This window comes from Streptomyces sp. NRRL F-5123, assembly GCF_000721495.1.
Taxonomy (GTDB): Bacteria; Actinomycetota; Actinomycetes; order Streptomycetales; family Streptomycetaceae; genus Actinacidiphila.
The window spans coordinates 12359-28487 of sequence record NZ_JOHY01000073.1; the positions used below are offsets into that span (position 1 = coordinate 12359).

Consider the following 16129-nt stretch of genomic DNA (forward strand, 5'->3'; position numbering starts at 1 on the left):
GGGCTGTCCGGGGCCCGGAGAACGCGCCCTCGGCGGGGCGTCCGCGGGACTGGAAACACTCGCCCCGCAGGGGATCCGTAAGAATGGGGGAGTGCGATACGGGATCCTCGGGGGCGCCGAGGCGTGGGGGGACGGCGGGGAGGCGAGGGGGTCGCTCGCCGGGGGGCGGCTGCGCGCGCTGCTGACAGCGCTCGCGCTGCGGCCCGGCCGCGTCGTGGCGGCGGACGCGCTGATCGAGGACGTGTGGGACGGCGAGCCGCCCGCCGGGGCGACCGGCGCGCTCCAGGCCCTGGTCGGACGGCTCCGCCGGGCGATCGGGCACGACGCGGTCGACTCCGTCGAGGGCGGCTACCGGCTGGCCGCGGAGAAGGACGACGTCGACCTCTTCCGTTTCGAGCGCCTCGCGGACGAAGGGTCCCGCGCGCTCGCCGACGGCGACGCCGTCAAGGCCGCGGTCCTGCTCGCGGACGCCCTCGCCCTGTGGCGCGGCCCCGCCCTCGCGGACCTCCCGGACCGGGGCGGCAGCGTGGCCGTACGTGCCGAGGCGCTGCGGCTGGACGCCCGGCGGCTGCGGCTCGCGGCGGAGGTGCAGCTCGGCCGCGCGGCGGGCGTGCTGCCGGAGCTCGCGGGGCTGGCCGCCGACCACCCGCTGGACGAGCCGCTGCACGCCCTGCACATCCGCGCCCTGCGCGCGGCGGGCCGCACGGCGGACGCGCTCGCGGCGTACGAGGGCGTGCGGCGCTCCCTCGCGGACGAACTCGGCACCGACCCGAGCCCCGAACTGCGTGCCCTGCACGCTGAGCTGCTGAACCCCGAACCGGCGCCGCCGCCGAGGCCGGCAGTGGAGAAGCGGCGGCCCGCCCGGCAGGGCAACTCCCGCGCCCGGCTCACCAGCTTCGTCGGCCGCGAGGCCGAACTCGACGCGGTCGCCGACGACTTGACCCGTGCCCGGCTCGTGACGCTCACCGGCCCCGGCGGCACGGGCAAGACCCGCCTGTCGCAGGAGGCCGGCGACCTCGTCGCCGACCGCTGGCCGGACGGCGTCTGGTACGCCGAACTCGCCCCGGTCAGCGACCCGCTGGGCCTCCCCGAGGCCGTGGTCAGCTCGCTCGGCCTGCGCGACACCCAGCTGCACGGCCTCACCAGCGAGGCGATAGCGGCCCTGGAGAACAAGACCAAGGACCCGGTGCGCCGCCTCACCGACCTCCTCGCGGGCCGCGAGCTGCTCCTCGTGCTCGACAACTGCGAGCACGTCATCGACGCCGCCGCGACCCTCGCCGAGCGGCTGCTCGCCGACTGCCCGGGCCTGGCCGTCCTCGCGACGAGCCGCGAACCCCTCGGCGTACCGGGGGAGTTGGTGCGCCCGCTGGACCCGCTGCCGGATCCGACCGCACTGCGGCTGCTCGCCGACCGCGGCGCCGCGGCCCGCCCCGGCTTCTCCGTCGACGACGACCCGGTCGCGTGCGCCGAGCTGTGCCGCCGGCTGGACGGCCTGCCGCTGGCCATCGAGCTGGCCGCCGCCCGGCTGCGCAGTATGTCGCCGCGCGGGCTCGCCGACCGCCTCGACGACCGCTTCCGGCTGCTCACCGGCGGCAGCCGTACGCTGCTGCCGCGCCAGCAGACGCTGCGCGCGGTCGTCGACTGGTCCTGGGACCTCCTCGACCCCGCCGAGCGCACCCTCCTGCGCCGCCTCGCCGTCTTCCGCGGCGGCTGGACGCTGGAGGCCGTCGAGGCCATCTGCGCCGACCCCCCGCCGCCCGGCGGCACCCGCGCGCCCGCAGCACCGCCGAGCGGACCCGGCACCCGTACCCCCGCCGACCCCGCCCCCGGCGCCGCCACCCCCGCCCCCGGCGGGACCGGCGCCCGTATCGACGCCGCCGACGCGGCTGCCCTCCTCGCCTCCCTCGTCGACAAGTCCCTCGTCCTCGCCGAGTTCACCGGTGCCGGCGAGCGCTACCGGATGCTGGAGACGATCGCCGAGTACGCCGCCGAGCGGCTGGACGAGTCCGGTGAGCGGGACGCCGTCGCCCGACGCCACCTCGTCCACTTCCGGGAGCTCGTCCGCACCGCCCACCCGGAGATGCGCAGGGCGGGCCAGCTCGTCTGGTTCGAGCGGCTGGAGCGCGAGCACGAGAACCTGCGGGCCGCGCTGCGCCGCGCCGTCGACACCGGCGACGAGGACGAGGCACTCGTGCTCCTGCTGGCCTGCTCGTGGTTCTGGGAGGTGCGCAACTACATCTCGGAGCGCCGCTACTGGCCCGGCCTGGTCGCCGCGATGGGCGAGGACCCGTTCGACGCCCCGACCTACCTGGAGCCGGTCGAGCGCGGCCCGCTGGACGACCCGCCGCCGCTCGGCGAGCAGCAGCGCGTCGAGGCCCGGCGCTGGGTGCGGGTGGTGCAGATGGCCGCCTCCGAGGGCGACACGGAGTGGTGGACGATGCCGGACGTCGCCCGGCTCGGCGAGCGGATGATCGCCAGCTACCCGCCGCACCTCCCGCAGTCCGCCCGCTTCCCGGGCCTGCTGCGCCCGTACGCGGCCTTCTTCACCGGCGACTTCGAGAAGCTGCGCGGCCTGATGGACGAGACGGTGGAGTCCTGCCGCATCCACCACCGGGACTGGGAGCTGGCCTTCTCGCTCCAGCTGCGGGCCAAGGTGAACAACGACGTCAGCGAGTACGTCGAGGGCTCGATCCGCGACATCGCCGAGAGCCGGCGGATCTTCGAGCGGCTCGGCGACGAGTGGGGCATGGCCGAGACGCTGTCCGCCGAGGCGGAGGCGGCCGGCAACGCGGGGGAGTGGGCGCACGCCGCCGAGTGCTGCCGCAAGGGCATCGCGCTCGCCCACAAGATCGGCTCGGAGCAGCATGTCCCGGTCCTCACCGTGCGGTTGGGCGACGCCCTGATCAACACGGGCGCGATCGACGAGGGCATGCAGACCCTGCGGCGGGGTGTCGAGGAGGCGTCCGACTACGGCGCCGACCAGGACGGCGCCCGCTTCTACGGCCGGGTGCTGCTCGCGGGCGCGCTCACGCACGTCGGGAAGGCCGCGGAGGCGCTGGACCTCATCGAGGAGACCCGGCACGACAGCCGGCACACCAGCGGCCAGCCCGGCTTCATCGCCGGCATGCTCGTGAGCATGAAGGGCTATCTGGTCGGCCTGCTGGGCGAGCCGCACGCCGGTCTCGACATGATCCGCGACGGCCTCGCCGTGCTCGCCGAGCACCCGATCGCCCATGTGATCACCCCGCGGATCGGCATGATCCTCGCCCCCGGCGCGGCCGAACTCCTCTCGCTGCTCGCGGAGTCGGAGCACGCCCCCGTGCCCCTGCCCCCGGGCGGCCTCGCCGATCGCCGCGCCACCCGCGCCGCGGCCCTGCTCAACGCCCACCGCCGTCTGCGCCCCAACGCGCTGCCGCCCGCGGAGGCCGAGCGGGTAGCCGCGACCACCGAGCGGCTGCTCGGGCTGCTCGGCCCGCAGCGGTACGCCGCCGCGTACGCCGAGGGCGACGGCCTCGCGGTGGAGGAGGCCATCGCCCTCATGGGCAACGTGGCGGAGCCGGCCGGCTGAAGCAGCCGGCCGCGCCGGCGGCCACTCAGGTCTTCTTGCGGAAGCGGGCCACCGCGAGCGGCGCCGTCACCAGGGTGATGCCCGCGGTCCAGGCGAGGGTGATCCACACCGAGTGGGCGACGGCCCCGCCGTTGATCAGGTTGCGGGAGGCGTCGGCGAGCGTGGACAGCGGGTTGACCTTGGTGAAGCCCTCCAGCCAGCCGGGCATCGTGGTCGGCTTGGCGAAGATGGAGCTGCCGAACTGCAGCGGCATCAGTACGAGCATGGCGACCCCCTGAACTGCCTGCGGCGTCTTCATGGTCAGGCCCAGCAGGATGAAGATCCACATCAGCGACGCCCCGAACACCGCGGACAGCGCGATCGCGGCCAGCAGGTGCAGCACGTCCGTGCCGACGGTCATCCCCAGGGCGAAGCCCATCCCGAGGAGGATGAGGGTCGCGACCATCATGCGGCCCAGCTCGACGACGATCTTGGCGATCAGGACCGAGGACCGCGCGATCGGCATCGTGCGGAAGCGGTCCATGACCCCCTTCTTGAAGTCGTCGTTGATACCGGTGCCGACCGCCTGGGCGATGTTCATGCCCATCATCGCCATCAGGCCGGGCACCACGTAGTTGACGTACTCGTGCTGGTGGCCCTTGCCGGAGACCGCGCCGCCGAAGACGTACACGAACAGCAGCGTGAAGATGATCGGCATCAGGACGGCGTCGAACATCGACTCCGGGTCCTGCTTGATCTGGAGCAGGTTGCGGCGCGAGAGGGCGCCGATGTGCCGCAGGTTGGCCCGCAGGCCTATCCGCCCCTCGTGGGGCGCCGCGGCGGTCGTGGCCGGCCGGTCGAGGGTGGCCGTGGCCGTGGTCATACCGTCACCTTCTTCTTCTCCCCGTTGCCCGCCGCGCGGGCGGCGGTCGCGTCACCGGTGGGTGCCGCGGAATCGTCGTGCGGGCCGTCCGTACCGTGCGTGCCGTCGTCGGCCTTCTTGCCGGTGACGGCGAGGAAGACCTCGTCCAGGCTGGGCAGGTGCGTGCCGATGTGCGCGATGCCGAAGCCGCGCGCGGCCAGCAGGCCGACCACGGCCGTCAGCTGCTCGTCGGTGAGGATCGGCACCGACACCTCGCCGTCGGCGGCGGCGGTCTGCACCTCGCCGAGCCCGGCGAGGCCCGCGTCGCGGACGGCCTCGGCCATCGGGTGCAGCTGCACCGGGTCGGACGGGCGGATCACCAGGGTGCGGCCGCCGACCTTCGCCTTCAGCTCCGCCACCCGGCCGTTGGCGATCACCCGGCCGCGGTCGATGACGGTCAGCTCGTTCGCGAGCTGCTCGGCCTCCTCCATGTACTGCGTGGTCAGCAGCACCGTCGCGCCGTCGGCGACCATGTGCTGGACCTCTTTCCAGACCTCGTTGCGGGTGCGCGGGTCGAGACCGGTCGTCGGCTCGTCCAGGTAGAGCACCTGCGGGCGGCCGGTCATGCTCGCCGCCAGGTCCAGGCGGCGGCGCATGCCGCCGGAGTAGTGCATCGCGGGGCGCGTGGCGGCCTCGGTCAGCGAGAAGCGCTCCAGCAGCTCGTCGGCCCGCGCCTTGGCCTCCCGGCTCGACAGGTCGAGCAGCCGCCCGATCATGTAGAGGTTCTCCCGGCCGGACAGCTTCTCGTCCACCGAGGCGTACTGCCCGGTGAGGCCGATCACCCGGCGCAGCTGCCGGGGCTGCCGCAGCACGTCGTAGCCGGCCACCGTGGCCGTGCCGGCGTCCTGCCGCAGCAGCGTGGACAGCACCCGCACCAGGGTGGTCTTGCCGGCCCCGTTCGGCCCGAGGACCCCGAGGACGGTGCCCTGCTTCACGTCGAGGTCGACGCCGTCGAGTGCCTTGGTCTGGCCGAAGTGTTTGACCAGCCCCCGCACCTCGACGGCGGACTCGTTGTTCCTGCTCGGTCGCGTCGTCATGTCCACCACTGTGGCGGGCCCCTCCGACACGGCGCCGACACGGCGCCGACATGCCCTGTCGGTGCCGCCGACACGCCCCGACATGCCGTGTCGGTACGCCGTCGGTACGCCCACGGCGGGCCGCTGACCTGCGGGAACGGTCGAGGCGGCGGTGTCAGGCGGGGACGCTGACGAGCAGCGCGCCGCGCTCGGTGCGGATCTCGAAGTGGGTGATGTCGCCGGGGTGCAGCCCCGCGGCGCCGTGCACGGTGAGCGGGACGGGCTGGGTGTCGGTGCCGTAGCCGTCCGTGGGGACGGACCAGGTGGCGACGGTCTGCTGGTCGCCGTTCATCGCGTAGACGAGCAGCCGGCAGGTCAGCGGGCCGCGCACGCCCGACAGCCGCAGGTCGATCATGCTGCCCCAGCCCTTGTCCGTGACACCGACGACCGCCGAGACGCCCGTGGCCGGGTCCGTGCCGGTGTGCTGCTGGGTGCCGAAGCCCGGCGCCGCGCTGGTGGAACTGTCGCCGTGCTGCACGGCCAGCACGGCGACCAACGGGCCGCCGACGACCAGCACCGCCGCCGCGGCCACCGCGACCACCAGCCGCCGCCGCCGTGACCGGCGCGTGCCCGTGACCTGCGCCAGCAGCCGGTCCAGCAGCGCGTCGCCGCTGGGCGGACCGGCGAGGCCGGCCCCGTCCGTTCCGTCCGCGCTGTCGATGCGCAGCTCCGCCAGTACCGGCACGACCCCGCCGAGCTGGTCCAGCTCGTACCCGCACAGGTCGCACTCCGCCAGATGCTCCTCGAAGCGGGCCATCTCGCCGTCGTCGAGGGCGCCGAGCAGGTAGGCGCCCACGTCCATGTGCGGGTTCACGACGTCGTCACCCCCCTCTCCTCCAGCGCGTTGCGCAGCGCGCGCAGCGCGTAGAACACCCGCGAGCGTACGGTGCCGGGCGGCAGCCCCAACTCCGCGGCGGCCTCATTGACGGTACGGCCCCGGAAGTACGTTTCGACGAGGGCCTCGCGATGTGCCTCGGACAGGTCCTGCAAGGCGTCGGAAATGGTCATCAGGCGCAGCGAGCGCTCCAGCTCGTCGCTGGCGGGCACCTGCTCCAGCGCGGCCGGGGAGGTCTCCGGCGGGCGCGCCTGGCGGCTGCGGTGGCCGTCGATGACCAGCCGCCGGGCGACGGTCACCAGCCACGGCCGCAGCGAGCGGGCCGCGGGGTCCAGCGTGGCGGCGCTCTTCCAGGCCCGCAGCAGGGTCTCCTGCACGATGTCCTCGGCCAGGAAGCGGTCACCGGCCACGAGCCGCAGGACGTACGTGTACAGCGCGCCCGCGTGCTCGCGGTACAGCGCCCGCATCAGCTCCTCCTCCGGAGCGGCGCCGGGCGGTCCCGAAGGTCCGTGGGGTGGTCCTTCCACGGGCGCATCCTGCCCTACCCGGCCCGCGCGGTCGAGATCGCCTCCCACGGCGAGCGCACCGCGACGCGGAGTGAGGTTCATGGCGGGGGTCCCGTCCGTCCCGTCGGTGCCGGTGGGCGCCCCCGGGCGGAGCGCTCACCGGCACATACGGACGCGCGGCGGGAATGTCTCAAAAGAACCCGCGCGGATGTCGCGCCGCGGGCTTTTCCGGACGCCGCGCGCGGATCAGTGGAACGTGTGCTCCTCGGCGGGGAAGGCCCCGCCGACGACCTCCTCGGCGTACGCCCTGGCCGCGTCGCCCAGGGAGCGCCGCAGGTCCAGGTACTGCTTGGTGAAGCGCGGCACCTTGCCGCCGGTGAGGCCGGCCATGTCCGTCCACACCAGCACCTGCGCGTCCGTGTCCGGCCCGGCGCCGATGCCGACGACGGGGATGTGCAGCGAGCGGGTGACCTCCGCGGCGACCTCGGCCGGCACCAGCTCCAGCACGACGGCGAAGGCGCCCGCGTCCTGCGCGGCCTTCGCGTCCCGGACGAGCTGCTGCGCCGCCTCCTCGCTGCGGCCCTGCACCCGGTGCCCCAGCGTGTTGACCGACTGCGGCGTCAGGCCCAGATGCGCCATGACCGGGATGCCGGACTCCACGATCAGCGCGGTGGCCGCGAGCGAGCGCTCCCCGCCCTCCAGTTTGACCGCCCCGACCCCGGCCTCCTTGACCAGCCGCGTCGCGCTCCGCAGCGCCTGCACGGGCCCTTCCTGGTAGGACCCGAACGTCAGGTCCCCGACGACCAGCGCGCGGCTCGTACCGCGTACGACGGCCGCGGCCAGCATCGTCATCTCGTCCAGCGTGACCGGCACGGTGCTCTCGTAGCCGAGGTGGCAGTTCCCCATCGAATCCCCGACGAGCAGCACCGGGATCCCGGCCTCGTCGAAGACCGACGCGGTCATCGCGTCGTACGCGGTGAGCATCGGCCACCGCTCCCCGCGCTCCTTGGCGAGCGCCAGATCGCGCACCGAGACCCGGCGGTTACGGCTCCCGCCGTACAGCGCCTTGGGATTGTCGAGCCCCTTGCCCTGTTCCCGGGCAGCAGAAAGTGACGTCATTCTCGACGGCTCCTTCACGTCATCTCGAGGCACCCTGACGGTGTCCCCGGACCACCCCCCATGCTGGCACGCTGCGCGCCCGCGGCAAAGGGGGCTCCCCGCCCGGGCTCGCTCCCGGGCGGGGAGCGAGCCGTTCAGGAACCGGTGGCCGCGGCAGGGGTCACGACGGAGTCCAGCGCGGGGGCGATGACGGCGAAGGCCCGGCCGGTCAGCTCCGCCGGGTCCACGGTGCCGTCGTCGCTCCACCGCTGGAGGATGGTGTCGAAGGCGGCCAGCGCCATCCCGGCGGCCAGCTCCGGATACAGCTCCACCGCGGGGTCCATGCCGAGGCGGCGGGCCAGCTCCGCCGCGAGCTCGCCGCGCCACTGCGCCTGGCGCTCCAGGAAGCGCGCGAGCAGCGGCGGGGTGCGCAGGATCAGCCGCACCACGCTCAGCGCCCGGTCGGCGTGCCCCGCGCAGGCGTCGACGGAGGACTGCACGGCGTGCCGCAGGGCGACGGACGGCGGCTCCAGCGGCGGCCGGGCGGCCAGCTCGTCGCGCATGCCCGCGCCCATCTCCGTCAGGAACTGGACGACCACGTCCTCCTTCGAGGAGAAGTAGCGGAAGAACGTCCGCTTGGACACGCCCGCCGCCGCGGTGATCTCGTCCACCGTCACCGCTTCGAACCCCTCGCGCACGAGCAGGTTCAGCGCGGCCTGGGTCAGTGCGTCCGCGACGAGCGCGCGCTTGCGCTCGGCCAGGGTCCCAGCGGGTCGGGAAGTCATCCCCCCATCGTAGGCGCCGCGCCAGCTTCGCCTCCAGATGCCACGCTTGACACTCAATGCCACGGAGGGCACGATGAGCCGCATGACGCGTGAGAGCCGCTGGCGAGCCGACCAGATGCCGGACCAGGACGGACGGGTGTTCGTCGTCACAGGGGCCAACAGCGGCCTCGGACTGGCGACCACCAGGGCGCTCGCCCGCAAGGGCGCACGGGTGGTCCTGGCCGTCCGCGACGAGGAGAAGGGCCGCCGGGCCGCCGCGCAGCTGACGTCCGAGCAGGCCCGGGCCCGCCTGGAGGTGCGCCCGCTGGACCTGTCGGACATGGCGTCGGTGCGTGCGTTCGCCGACGGGCTGAAGGCCGACGGCATGCACCCCGACGTGCTCGTCAACAACGCGGGCCTCATGGCGCCGCCCCGCACGCTCACCGCCGACGGCCACGAGGTGCAGTTCGCCGCCAACCACCTCGGGCACTTCGCGCTCACCGCCCTGCTGCTCGAGCTCATGGCCGGCAGCGACGACCCCCGCGTGGTCACCGTGACCTCCGCCAACCACCGCCAGGGGCAGATCTTCTTCGACGACCTGACCGGTGAGCGCAAGTACGCGCCCATGGGGTACTACAACCAGTCCAAGCTCGCCAACGCCCTGTTCGGCTGGGAGCTGCACCGGAGGCTGAGCGCGGCCGGCAGCCGGGTCCGCAGCGTGCTCGCCCACCCCGGCTACAGCTCCACCGGGCTGCAGACGAGCGCCCCCGTCGGCCGGGTGAAGTTCGTCTTCGGCCGGCTGCTGCTGCCGCTCGCCCAGACGTCGGAGCAGGGCGCGCTGCCGCAGCTCTACGCGGCCACCGACCCGCAGGCGCGCGGCGGCGAGCTCTACGGGCCCGACGGCATGGGCGAGCTGCGCGGCGCACCCAAGCGGGTGGAGCTGGCTCCGCGCGCCACCGATCCGGCGGCCGCCGGCCGGTTGTGGCAGTTGTCCGAAGAACTGACCGGAGTGAGTTTCGCGCTTCCCGCCGTGGTTTGAGGTGTTCGTCGAGAGATTTCGGGCGTTCGCATCATAAAAGGCGCCCAAGTGCCGGAACAAAACATTCCGTTGACCGTGAGCTGAGTGTGAGTCAGATCACTCTTTGGCGGCCCTTTGTGCGATGCCTGTTACGATGATGACCCCTTATAGGCGGCAAGTTGTTCGGGGGTCCACTGTGGCGCATAAGGTTCCGGACGTTGATGTCGTAAATCTCCCCGCTTTCCCATTCATAGGCCCGGAAAGCAATCCTTTCATTCCCGTTCGCGATGACGACCTGGCGCGGCTGGACGGGCCGATGGGCAAGGTCAGGCTCCCCTTCGGGGGATGGGCCTGGCTGGCGACCCGGCACGATCAGGTCAAACAACTGCTGCGGCATCCGGGATTCAGCTCCGACCAGTACCGTCCGGGATTCCCGGTGCTGAATCCGCTGCCGCCCCAGCAGGAGGACGCCACCGGGCTGTTCATCTTCATGGACGGTGAGGCGCACAGCCGTCTGCGGCGCATGCTCACCGCCGAGTTCATGATCAAGAACATCCGGCGGATCGAACCGCTCATCGAGGAGACCGTGGTCGACACGCTGGAGCGCATGCGCGCCGGCGGTCCCCCGGCGGACCTCATGAGCGAGTTCGCGCTCCCCGTGCCGTCCATGACGATCAGCCACCTGCTGGGCGTCCCCTACTCCGACCACGAGTTCTTCCAGGAGCACAGCCGGGCGATCATGGACCGCAACTCCGGTCCCGCCGAGGTCCAGGCCGCGCTCGGCGCCCTGAGCCAGCTGCTCGGCGAGCTGATCACGTACAAGCGCACCTCGCCCGGCGAGGACCTGCTGAGCAGACTCGTCGCCGAGCGCGTCGTCCCCGGCGAGCTGCGCGAGGACGAGCTGCTGAGCATGGCGCAGCTGCTGCTCGTGGCCGGTCACGAGACCACCGCCAACATGATCGGGCTGTCCTCCCTGGCCCTGCTGGAGCACCCGGAGACCCTGGACGCCCTGCGCAAGGACCCCGGCCTCGCCCCCAACGTGGTCGAGGAACTCCTCCGCTACGTCACGGTCGTCAGGACCGGCCTGCCCCGCCTCGCCATGGAGGACGTGGAGATCGACGGCCACCTCATCCGGGAGGGCGAGGGCGTCGTGGCCATGCTGTCCCTGGCCAACCGGGACGCCCTGGCCTTCCCCGACCCCGAGGTCTTCGACCCCGCGCGGCAGGAGGCGCACCGCCACATGGCGTTCGGCTTCGGCCTGCACCAGTGCGTCGGCCAGCCGCTGGCCCGCGCCGAACTGCGCATCGCGCTGGTGGAACTCGCCCGCCGCTTCCCCGGCCTGCGCTCCCTGACCACCCTCGCGGACGTCCCCAAGCGCCACATGGCCGTCACCTTCGGGGTCGGCGAGCTCCCGGTGACGTGGTAATGCGGATCACCGTCGACAGGGAACTCTGCTGCGGGTCCGGCAACTGCGTCGCGAACGCCCCGGAGGTGTTCGACCAGGACGATGCGGAAGGACTCGTCGAACTGCTGGTGGAAGAAGCGCCGGAAAGTCTCCGGGCTCCGGTGGAAAGAGCGGCGCACATGTGCCCGGTGGGCGCGATCAGTGTCAGTCCGCAGGCTGCTCCGACGAATTGACGACGCAATAGTGCGGGGGCGAGTGCGCCGTTGCCCGTGAACCGTTCGGCGGGATTGAGGTGAATAGCACCGGCCCGCCGGACCAGGTTCCCGGTCCGCCGTGAATTCTGCCGCGTGCACCGGACGGTTCGTTGCCCTCCGGTGCTTCTTCGGCGTGCCCCGCCTCTCTGGCGCACGGGGAGAACCCGTGCGTGTCCGGGTCCGGAAACGGTGTGTCGCTGCGCGTCCTCACTGCGTGCATTTCACGCCCAGCAGGGGAGCGATGATGATGAGTAATGACCCGAGAATACGAATTGTCGTGTGCGACCAGCATCCTTACGGGCGTCTCGGTATGCGCGAGGCCTTAGGCCGGGACCCCGCGCTGTGCGTGGTCGGGGAGGCGCCCGGTCTGGACGAGCTGGTCCCGGTCGTCGACCTCTGCCGCCCCGACGTCGTGGTGCTGGTCGATCCGCCCTCCGCGTCGTACGCCGACCCCGACGAGATGGTCCGCGTCGACGCCGACCTGGTGGTCGTCGTGCCGGACGCGGACGTGGCCCTCGGCTGGATCGGCTGCACCCGGGCCGAGATCAAGGCCCTGGTCCACTCCGACGACCCCGAGGAAGAGCTGATCACCGCCGTCCGCAGAACGGCCGACGGCACCGGATACGTATCCCCCGGACTCAGCGGCCCGCTGCTCGGGTACGTACGCGCCTCACTGCCGCGGCGCCTTACCGTCGTCCCCACCCACGCGCCCCTGACCTCGCGCGAGTCCGAGGTGCTGGAGCTCGTACGGCGCGGCATGGCGAACAAGGAGATCGCCCGCCGGCTCGGACTCAGCGAGAAGACCGTCAAGTTCCACGTGTCCAACGTGCTCGCGAAGGCGCACATGGCCTCCCGGGCCCAGCTCATCGCCTCCGCCAGAACCATGTGAGGCGGCGCCACCTGACCGGAGATCACGTGAGCCGGGATCCACCTGACCGGAGATCACGTGAGAGCCGGGATCACGTGAGCCGGAGCCGTCTGAGCGCGGACGCCCGACCGTCCCCGCCCGGCCGGCACCCGCGGCCCCGACCCAGCTGATTGCAGCACAGGCCCGGCGGCCGGACAACCTGGACGAAGGTCCAGCGCCGGCGCGAAAAACCCCTACCGAAGCCTTAGGCCCCGGCCGTTCCTCTGGCGGAAGCCGATCTTGGGGTCGCTGCCGATACTCCGATTATGAAGCCATCCATGCCCGGTGACCAGGTGACCGACGGCTCCCACGACAACGCCATCGCTGTGATCGGCCTCTCCTGCCGCGTCCCGTCGGCATCGAACCCGGCCGAGCTGTGGCGTCTGCTGTCCGAAGGAACCGACGCGGTCTCCCCGTGGCCACAGGACAGAGGACCCGGCTCCGCGTCCTGGCGTGGCGGCTTCCTCACCGACGTCGGCTCCTTCGACGCCGCCTTCTTCGGCGTGCGGCCCGAGGAGGCCGTCGCCATGGACCCCCAGCAGCGCCTCGCGCTGGAACTCGCCTGGGAGGCGACGGAGGACGCCGGTGTGCCCGCGGACCGGCTCCGCGGCTCACGCACCGGGATGTTCGTCGGCGTCGCGTCCGACGACTACACCACCCTCGCCACCCGCGCCGGCCGGCCCGGCGGCGGCGACCTCGACGACTTCGTGGGCCGGCACCGCGCCGTCGTCGCCAACCGCATCTCCTGGACCCTCGGCCTGCGCGGCCCCAGCCTGGCCGTCGACGCGGCCCAGGCGTCCTCGCTGGTGGCCGTCCACCTGGCGTGCGAGAGCATCCGCCGCGGCGAGTGCGACCTCGCCCTCGCGGGCGGCGTCAGCCTGATCCTCTCGCCGGAGAGCATGACGGCCACCGCAGGGCTGGGCGCCCTGTCCGTACGCGGACGCAGCGCCGTGTTCGACGAGAGCGCCGACGGGTTCGTACGCGGCGAGGGAGGCGGCATGGTCCTGCTCAAGCCGCTCGCCCGGGCCGTCGCCGACGGGGACCCCCTCTACTGCGTCATCCGGGGCAGCGCCGTCAACAACGACGGCGGCGGCGAACGGCTCACCGACCCGGACGCCGAAGGCCAGCGGGACGTGCTCGCGCGGGCCTACGCCGACGCGGGCGTCAGCCCCGACGCCGTCCAGTACGTGGAGCTGCACGGCACCGGCACACCGGTCGGCGACCCCGTCGAGGCCGCCGCGCTGTCCGCCGCCGTCGGACGCGCCGCCGACCGCCCGCCGCTGCACGTCGGTTCCGTCAAGACCAACATCGGCCACCTGGAGGCCGCCGCGGGCATCGCCGGGCTGCTCAAGGCGGCCCTCAGCGTGCGGCACCGGCAGCTGCCGCCCACCCTGCACTTCCGCACCCCGCACCCGGCGATCCCGCTGGACGCGCTGAACCTGCGCGTGCAGACCGCGCTCGACGCATGGCCGCAGCCCGACACCCCGCTCGTCGCAGGCGTCAGCTCGTTCGGCATCGGCGGCACCAACTGCCACGTGGTGCTCACCGAAGGCCCCTACACCGGTCGCCCGGACCGCCCGGTCGCCCGGCCCGCCACCCCCCGCCCCCTGCCCTGGGTCCTGTCCGCCCGCACCGGCCGCGCCCTGGACGCCCAGGCGGGGCGGCTGCTCGACCACCTTCGGGACAACGGCGACGACGCGGCCGACATCGCCCGCTCACTGGCCGTGACCCGCTCCGCCCTCGAACACCGCGCCGTCGTCATCGGCACCGACCGCGCCGAACTCACCGCCCGGCTCGACGACCTGCACTCCGCGGCCGTCACCGGCGCCACCGCCGCGAGCGGCCGTACCGCCTTCCTCTTCGCGGGCGGCGGCGCGCACCGCCTCGGCATGGGGCGCGAACTGTACGCGGCACACCCTGTCTTCGCCCGGGCGCTGGACGAGGTGCTCGACCACTTCGACCCCGCGCTCGGCCTGCGCGAGGTGCTCCTCGGCGACGGCGACGGCGACGGGGACGGGGACGGCGACGCGGCGGCCGCGGCCGCCGCCCTCGACGGCATGCGCCTCATGCAGCCCGCGCTGTTCGCCTTCCAGGTCGCCATGTACCGCCTGGTCACCTCCTGGGGCGTCCGGCCCGACCTGCTCGTGGGCCACTCCTTCGGCGAGATCGTCGCCGCCCACGTCTCCGGCTCCCTCTCCCTCGCCGACGCCGCCGCCCTCGCCGCGGCCCGCGGCGCGCTCATGGAGGCCCTGCCGCCCGGCGGCGCCATGATCGCCGTCGAGGCAACCGAGGAGGAGGCGGCCGAAGCACTCCTGGACGCCGACGACGTGTCCATCGGTGTCATCAACGGGCCGCGGTCCGTCGTCCTGTCGGGCGGGGAGGCGTCCGTCACCCGGATCGCCGCCGCGCTCCACGCCCGCGGCCGCCGCACCACCCGGCTGCGGGTGCAGAACGCCGCCCACTCGCCGCTCACCGTCCCGATGCTCGACGAACTCGCCCGCGAGATCAGCGGGCTCACCGCCGCCGAACCGCGCATCCCGATCGTCTCCACCGTCACCGGGCACACCGGCACCCCCATGGGCGAGGCGTACTGGATCGCCCACGTGGGCGCCACCGTGCGCTTCCACGACGCGATCACCGCGTGTCGTGAGCTGGGCGTCACCCGGTTCGTCGAACTCGCCCCGGACTCCGTCCTCACCCCGCTGGTCCACCCCACCGAGACCGAGGTCGCAGTGGCCCTCCAGCACCGGGACGTCCCCGAGCCCGAAGCCCTCCTCGCCGGGCTCGGCGCCGCCTGGGTCTCCGGCCTGCCCGTCGACTGGGCCGAGGCCGTCGGGGACGCCCGCCTCGTCAGCCTGCCGACCTACGCCTTCCAACGGGAGCGGTACTGGCTCGACGAACTCCCCGCCGCGCCGGCCGCCGAGCAGCACATCAGCTCCGCCACGCTCGCCCTGCGCGACACGATCCGCACCTCCCCCGAGGGCTTCCTCCAGCGCTGGCTGGCCGGGCACGTCGGCGAGATCGTCGGCGACCACACGGCGGACCCCGGCACCGCCTTCCGCGACCTCGGCTTCGACTCCACGCTCTCGGTGCAGCTGCGCAACCGGCTCGTCTCCGCCACGGGGCTGCGCCTGCCCACCAGCGTGCTCTTCGACCACCCCACCCCGCAGGCGCTCGCCGCCCACCTGCACGACCGGATCGTCGGCGCCCTGGACACCCCGGGTACGCCCGCCGTCCCGCCTCCGACCGCCGTTCCGGGCACGGGCACGGGTGACGATCCGGTGGTGATCGTGGGGATGGCGTGCCGGCTGCCGGGCGGGATCGAGTCGCCGGACGGGTTGTGGCGCGCGGTGTCGGAGGGTGTGGACGCGGTGTCGGAGTTCCCGGTCGACGGCACCGAGGGCTTCCGCCTCACCGGCAACACCACGAGCGTGGCGTCCGGCCGGATCTCCTACCTGCTGGGTCTTGAGGGCCCGGCGATGACGGTCGACACGGCCTGCTCGTCCTCGCTCGTCGCCCTGCACCTGGCCGCCCAGGCGCTGCGGAACGGTGAGTGCTCGCTCGCGCTGGCGGGCGGGGTGACGGTGCTGTCCACTCCCGGCATGTTCGTGGAGTTCTCGCGGCAGCGCGGGTTGGCGCCGGACGGGCGGTGCAAGGCGTTCTCGGACGCCGCTGACGGTACGGGGTGGGCCGAGGGTGTCGGCGTGCTCGTCGTGGAGCGGTTGTCGGAGGCGCGGCGCAACGGTCACCGGGTGCTGGCGGTGGTGCGGGGTTCCGCGGTGAACCAGGACGGTGCG

The 16129-nt window shown here is 73.3% G+C and carries 12 protein-coding genes; 6 read left to right on the forward strand and 6 right to left on the reverse strand.

Annotated features, from left to right (window positions below):
- Positions 1–91: 91 nt before the first annotated feature.
- Entirely contained in the window at positions 92–3568 is a 3477-nt protein-coding gene (locus IH54_RS0135155; protein ID WP_043183204.1) for a BTAD domain-containing putative transcriptional regulator, read from the forward strand.
- A gap of 25 nt (positions 3569–3593) precedes the next feature.
- Here IH54_RS0135155 and IH54_RS0135165 read toward each other — a convergent pair whose 3' ends face one another.
- The 6 genes from IH54_RS0135165 to IH54_RS0135190 all read right to left on the reverse strand — a co-directional run bounded on the left by IH54_RS0135165 (position 3594) and on the right by IH54_RS0135190 (position 8769).
- Positions 3594–4430, reverse strand: a complete 837-nt coding sequence (locus tag IH54_RS0135165; protein WP_031524945.1) for an ABC transporter permease — start codon at positions 4428–4430, stop codon at positions 3594–3596.
- Positions 4427–5506: an ATP-binding cassette domain-containing protein gene (locus tag IH54_RS0135170; protein ID WP_078862762.1), complete on the reverse strand. Its 1080-nt coding sequence runs from the start codon at positions 5504–5506 to the stop codon at positions 4427–4429. Before IH54_RS0135170 ends, IH54_RS0135165 begins: the two co-directional genes overlap by 4 nt.
- Before the next feature lie 154 nt (positions 5507–5660).
- Positions 5661–6359: a zf-HC2 domain-containing protein gene (locus IH54_RS0135175; RefSeq protein WP_031524949.1), complete on the reverse strand. Its 699-nt coding sequence runs from the start codon at positions 6357–6359 to the stop codon at positions 5661–5663.
- Entirely contained in the window at positions 6356–6907 is a 552-nt protein-coding gene (locus IH54_RS0135180) for a sigma-70 family RNA polymerase sigma factor (RefSeq protein ID WP_267965260.1), read from the reverse strand. The genes IH54_RS0135175 and IH54_RS0135180 overlap by 4 nt, the downstream gene beginning before the upstream one ends.
- Positions 6908–7132: 225 nt before the next feature.
- Positions 7133–8005 carry a 3-methyl-2-oxobutanoate hydroxymethyltransferase gene (gene panB, locus IH54_RS0135185; protein ID WP_031524953.1) on the reverse strand — a complete coding sequence of 291 codons (873 nt, stop codon included), beginning with the start codon at positions 8003–8005 and terminating at the stop codon, positions 7133–7135.
- Positions 8006–8139: 134 nt separating this feature from the next.
- Positions 8140–8769, reverse strand: coding sequence for a TetR family transcriptional regulator (locus IH54_RS0135190; RefSeq protein WP_031524955.1), 630 nt, complete (start codon positions 8767–8769; stop codon positions 8140–8142).
- 82 nt (positions 8770–8851) lie between these two features.
- Here IH54_RS0135190 and IH54_RS0135195 point away from each other — a divergent pair, with 82 nt between their 5' ends.
- The 5 genes from IH54_RS0135195 to IH54_RS0135210 all read left to right on the forward strand — a co-directional run.
- Complete coding sequence (locus IH54_RS0135195) at positions 8852–9787, forward strand: oxidoreductase (RefSeq protein WP_031524957.1); 936 nt, start codon at positions 8852–8854, stop codon at positions 9785–9787.
- A gap of 295 nt (positions 9788–10082) precedes the next feature.
- Positions 10083–11192 carry a cytochrome P450 gene (locus IH54_RS0135200; protein WP_234344182.1) on the forward strand — a complete coding sequence of 370 codons (1110 nt, stop codon included), beginning with the start codon at positions 10083–10085 and terminating at the stop codon, positions 11190–11192.
- The gene (locus IH54_RS43910) at positions 11192–11404 is read left to right on the forward strand and encodes a ferredoxin (RefSeq protein ID WP_078862761.1); all 213 of its coding nucleotides are present in this window, start codon (positions 11192–11194) and stop codon (positions 11402–11404) included. Before IH54_RS0135200 ends, IH54_RS43910 begins: the two co-directional genes overlap by 1 nt.
- A 331-nt stretch (positions 11405–11735) precedes the next feature.
- Positions 11736–12314 carry a response regulator transcription factor gene (locus IH54_RS42155; protein ID WP_159012249.1) on the forward strand — a complete coding sequence of 193 codons (579 nt, stop codon included), beginning with the start codon at positions 11736–11738 and terminating at the stop codon, positions 12312–12314.
- 296 nt (positions 12315–12610) lie between these two features.
- Positions 12611–16129 (forward strand): type I polyketide synthase (locus tag IH54_RS0135210; protein ID WP_159012251.1); only part of this gene is annotated, 3519 nt, incomplete at its 3' end.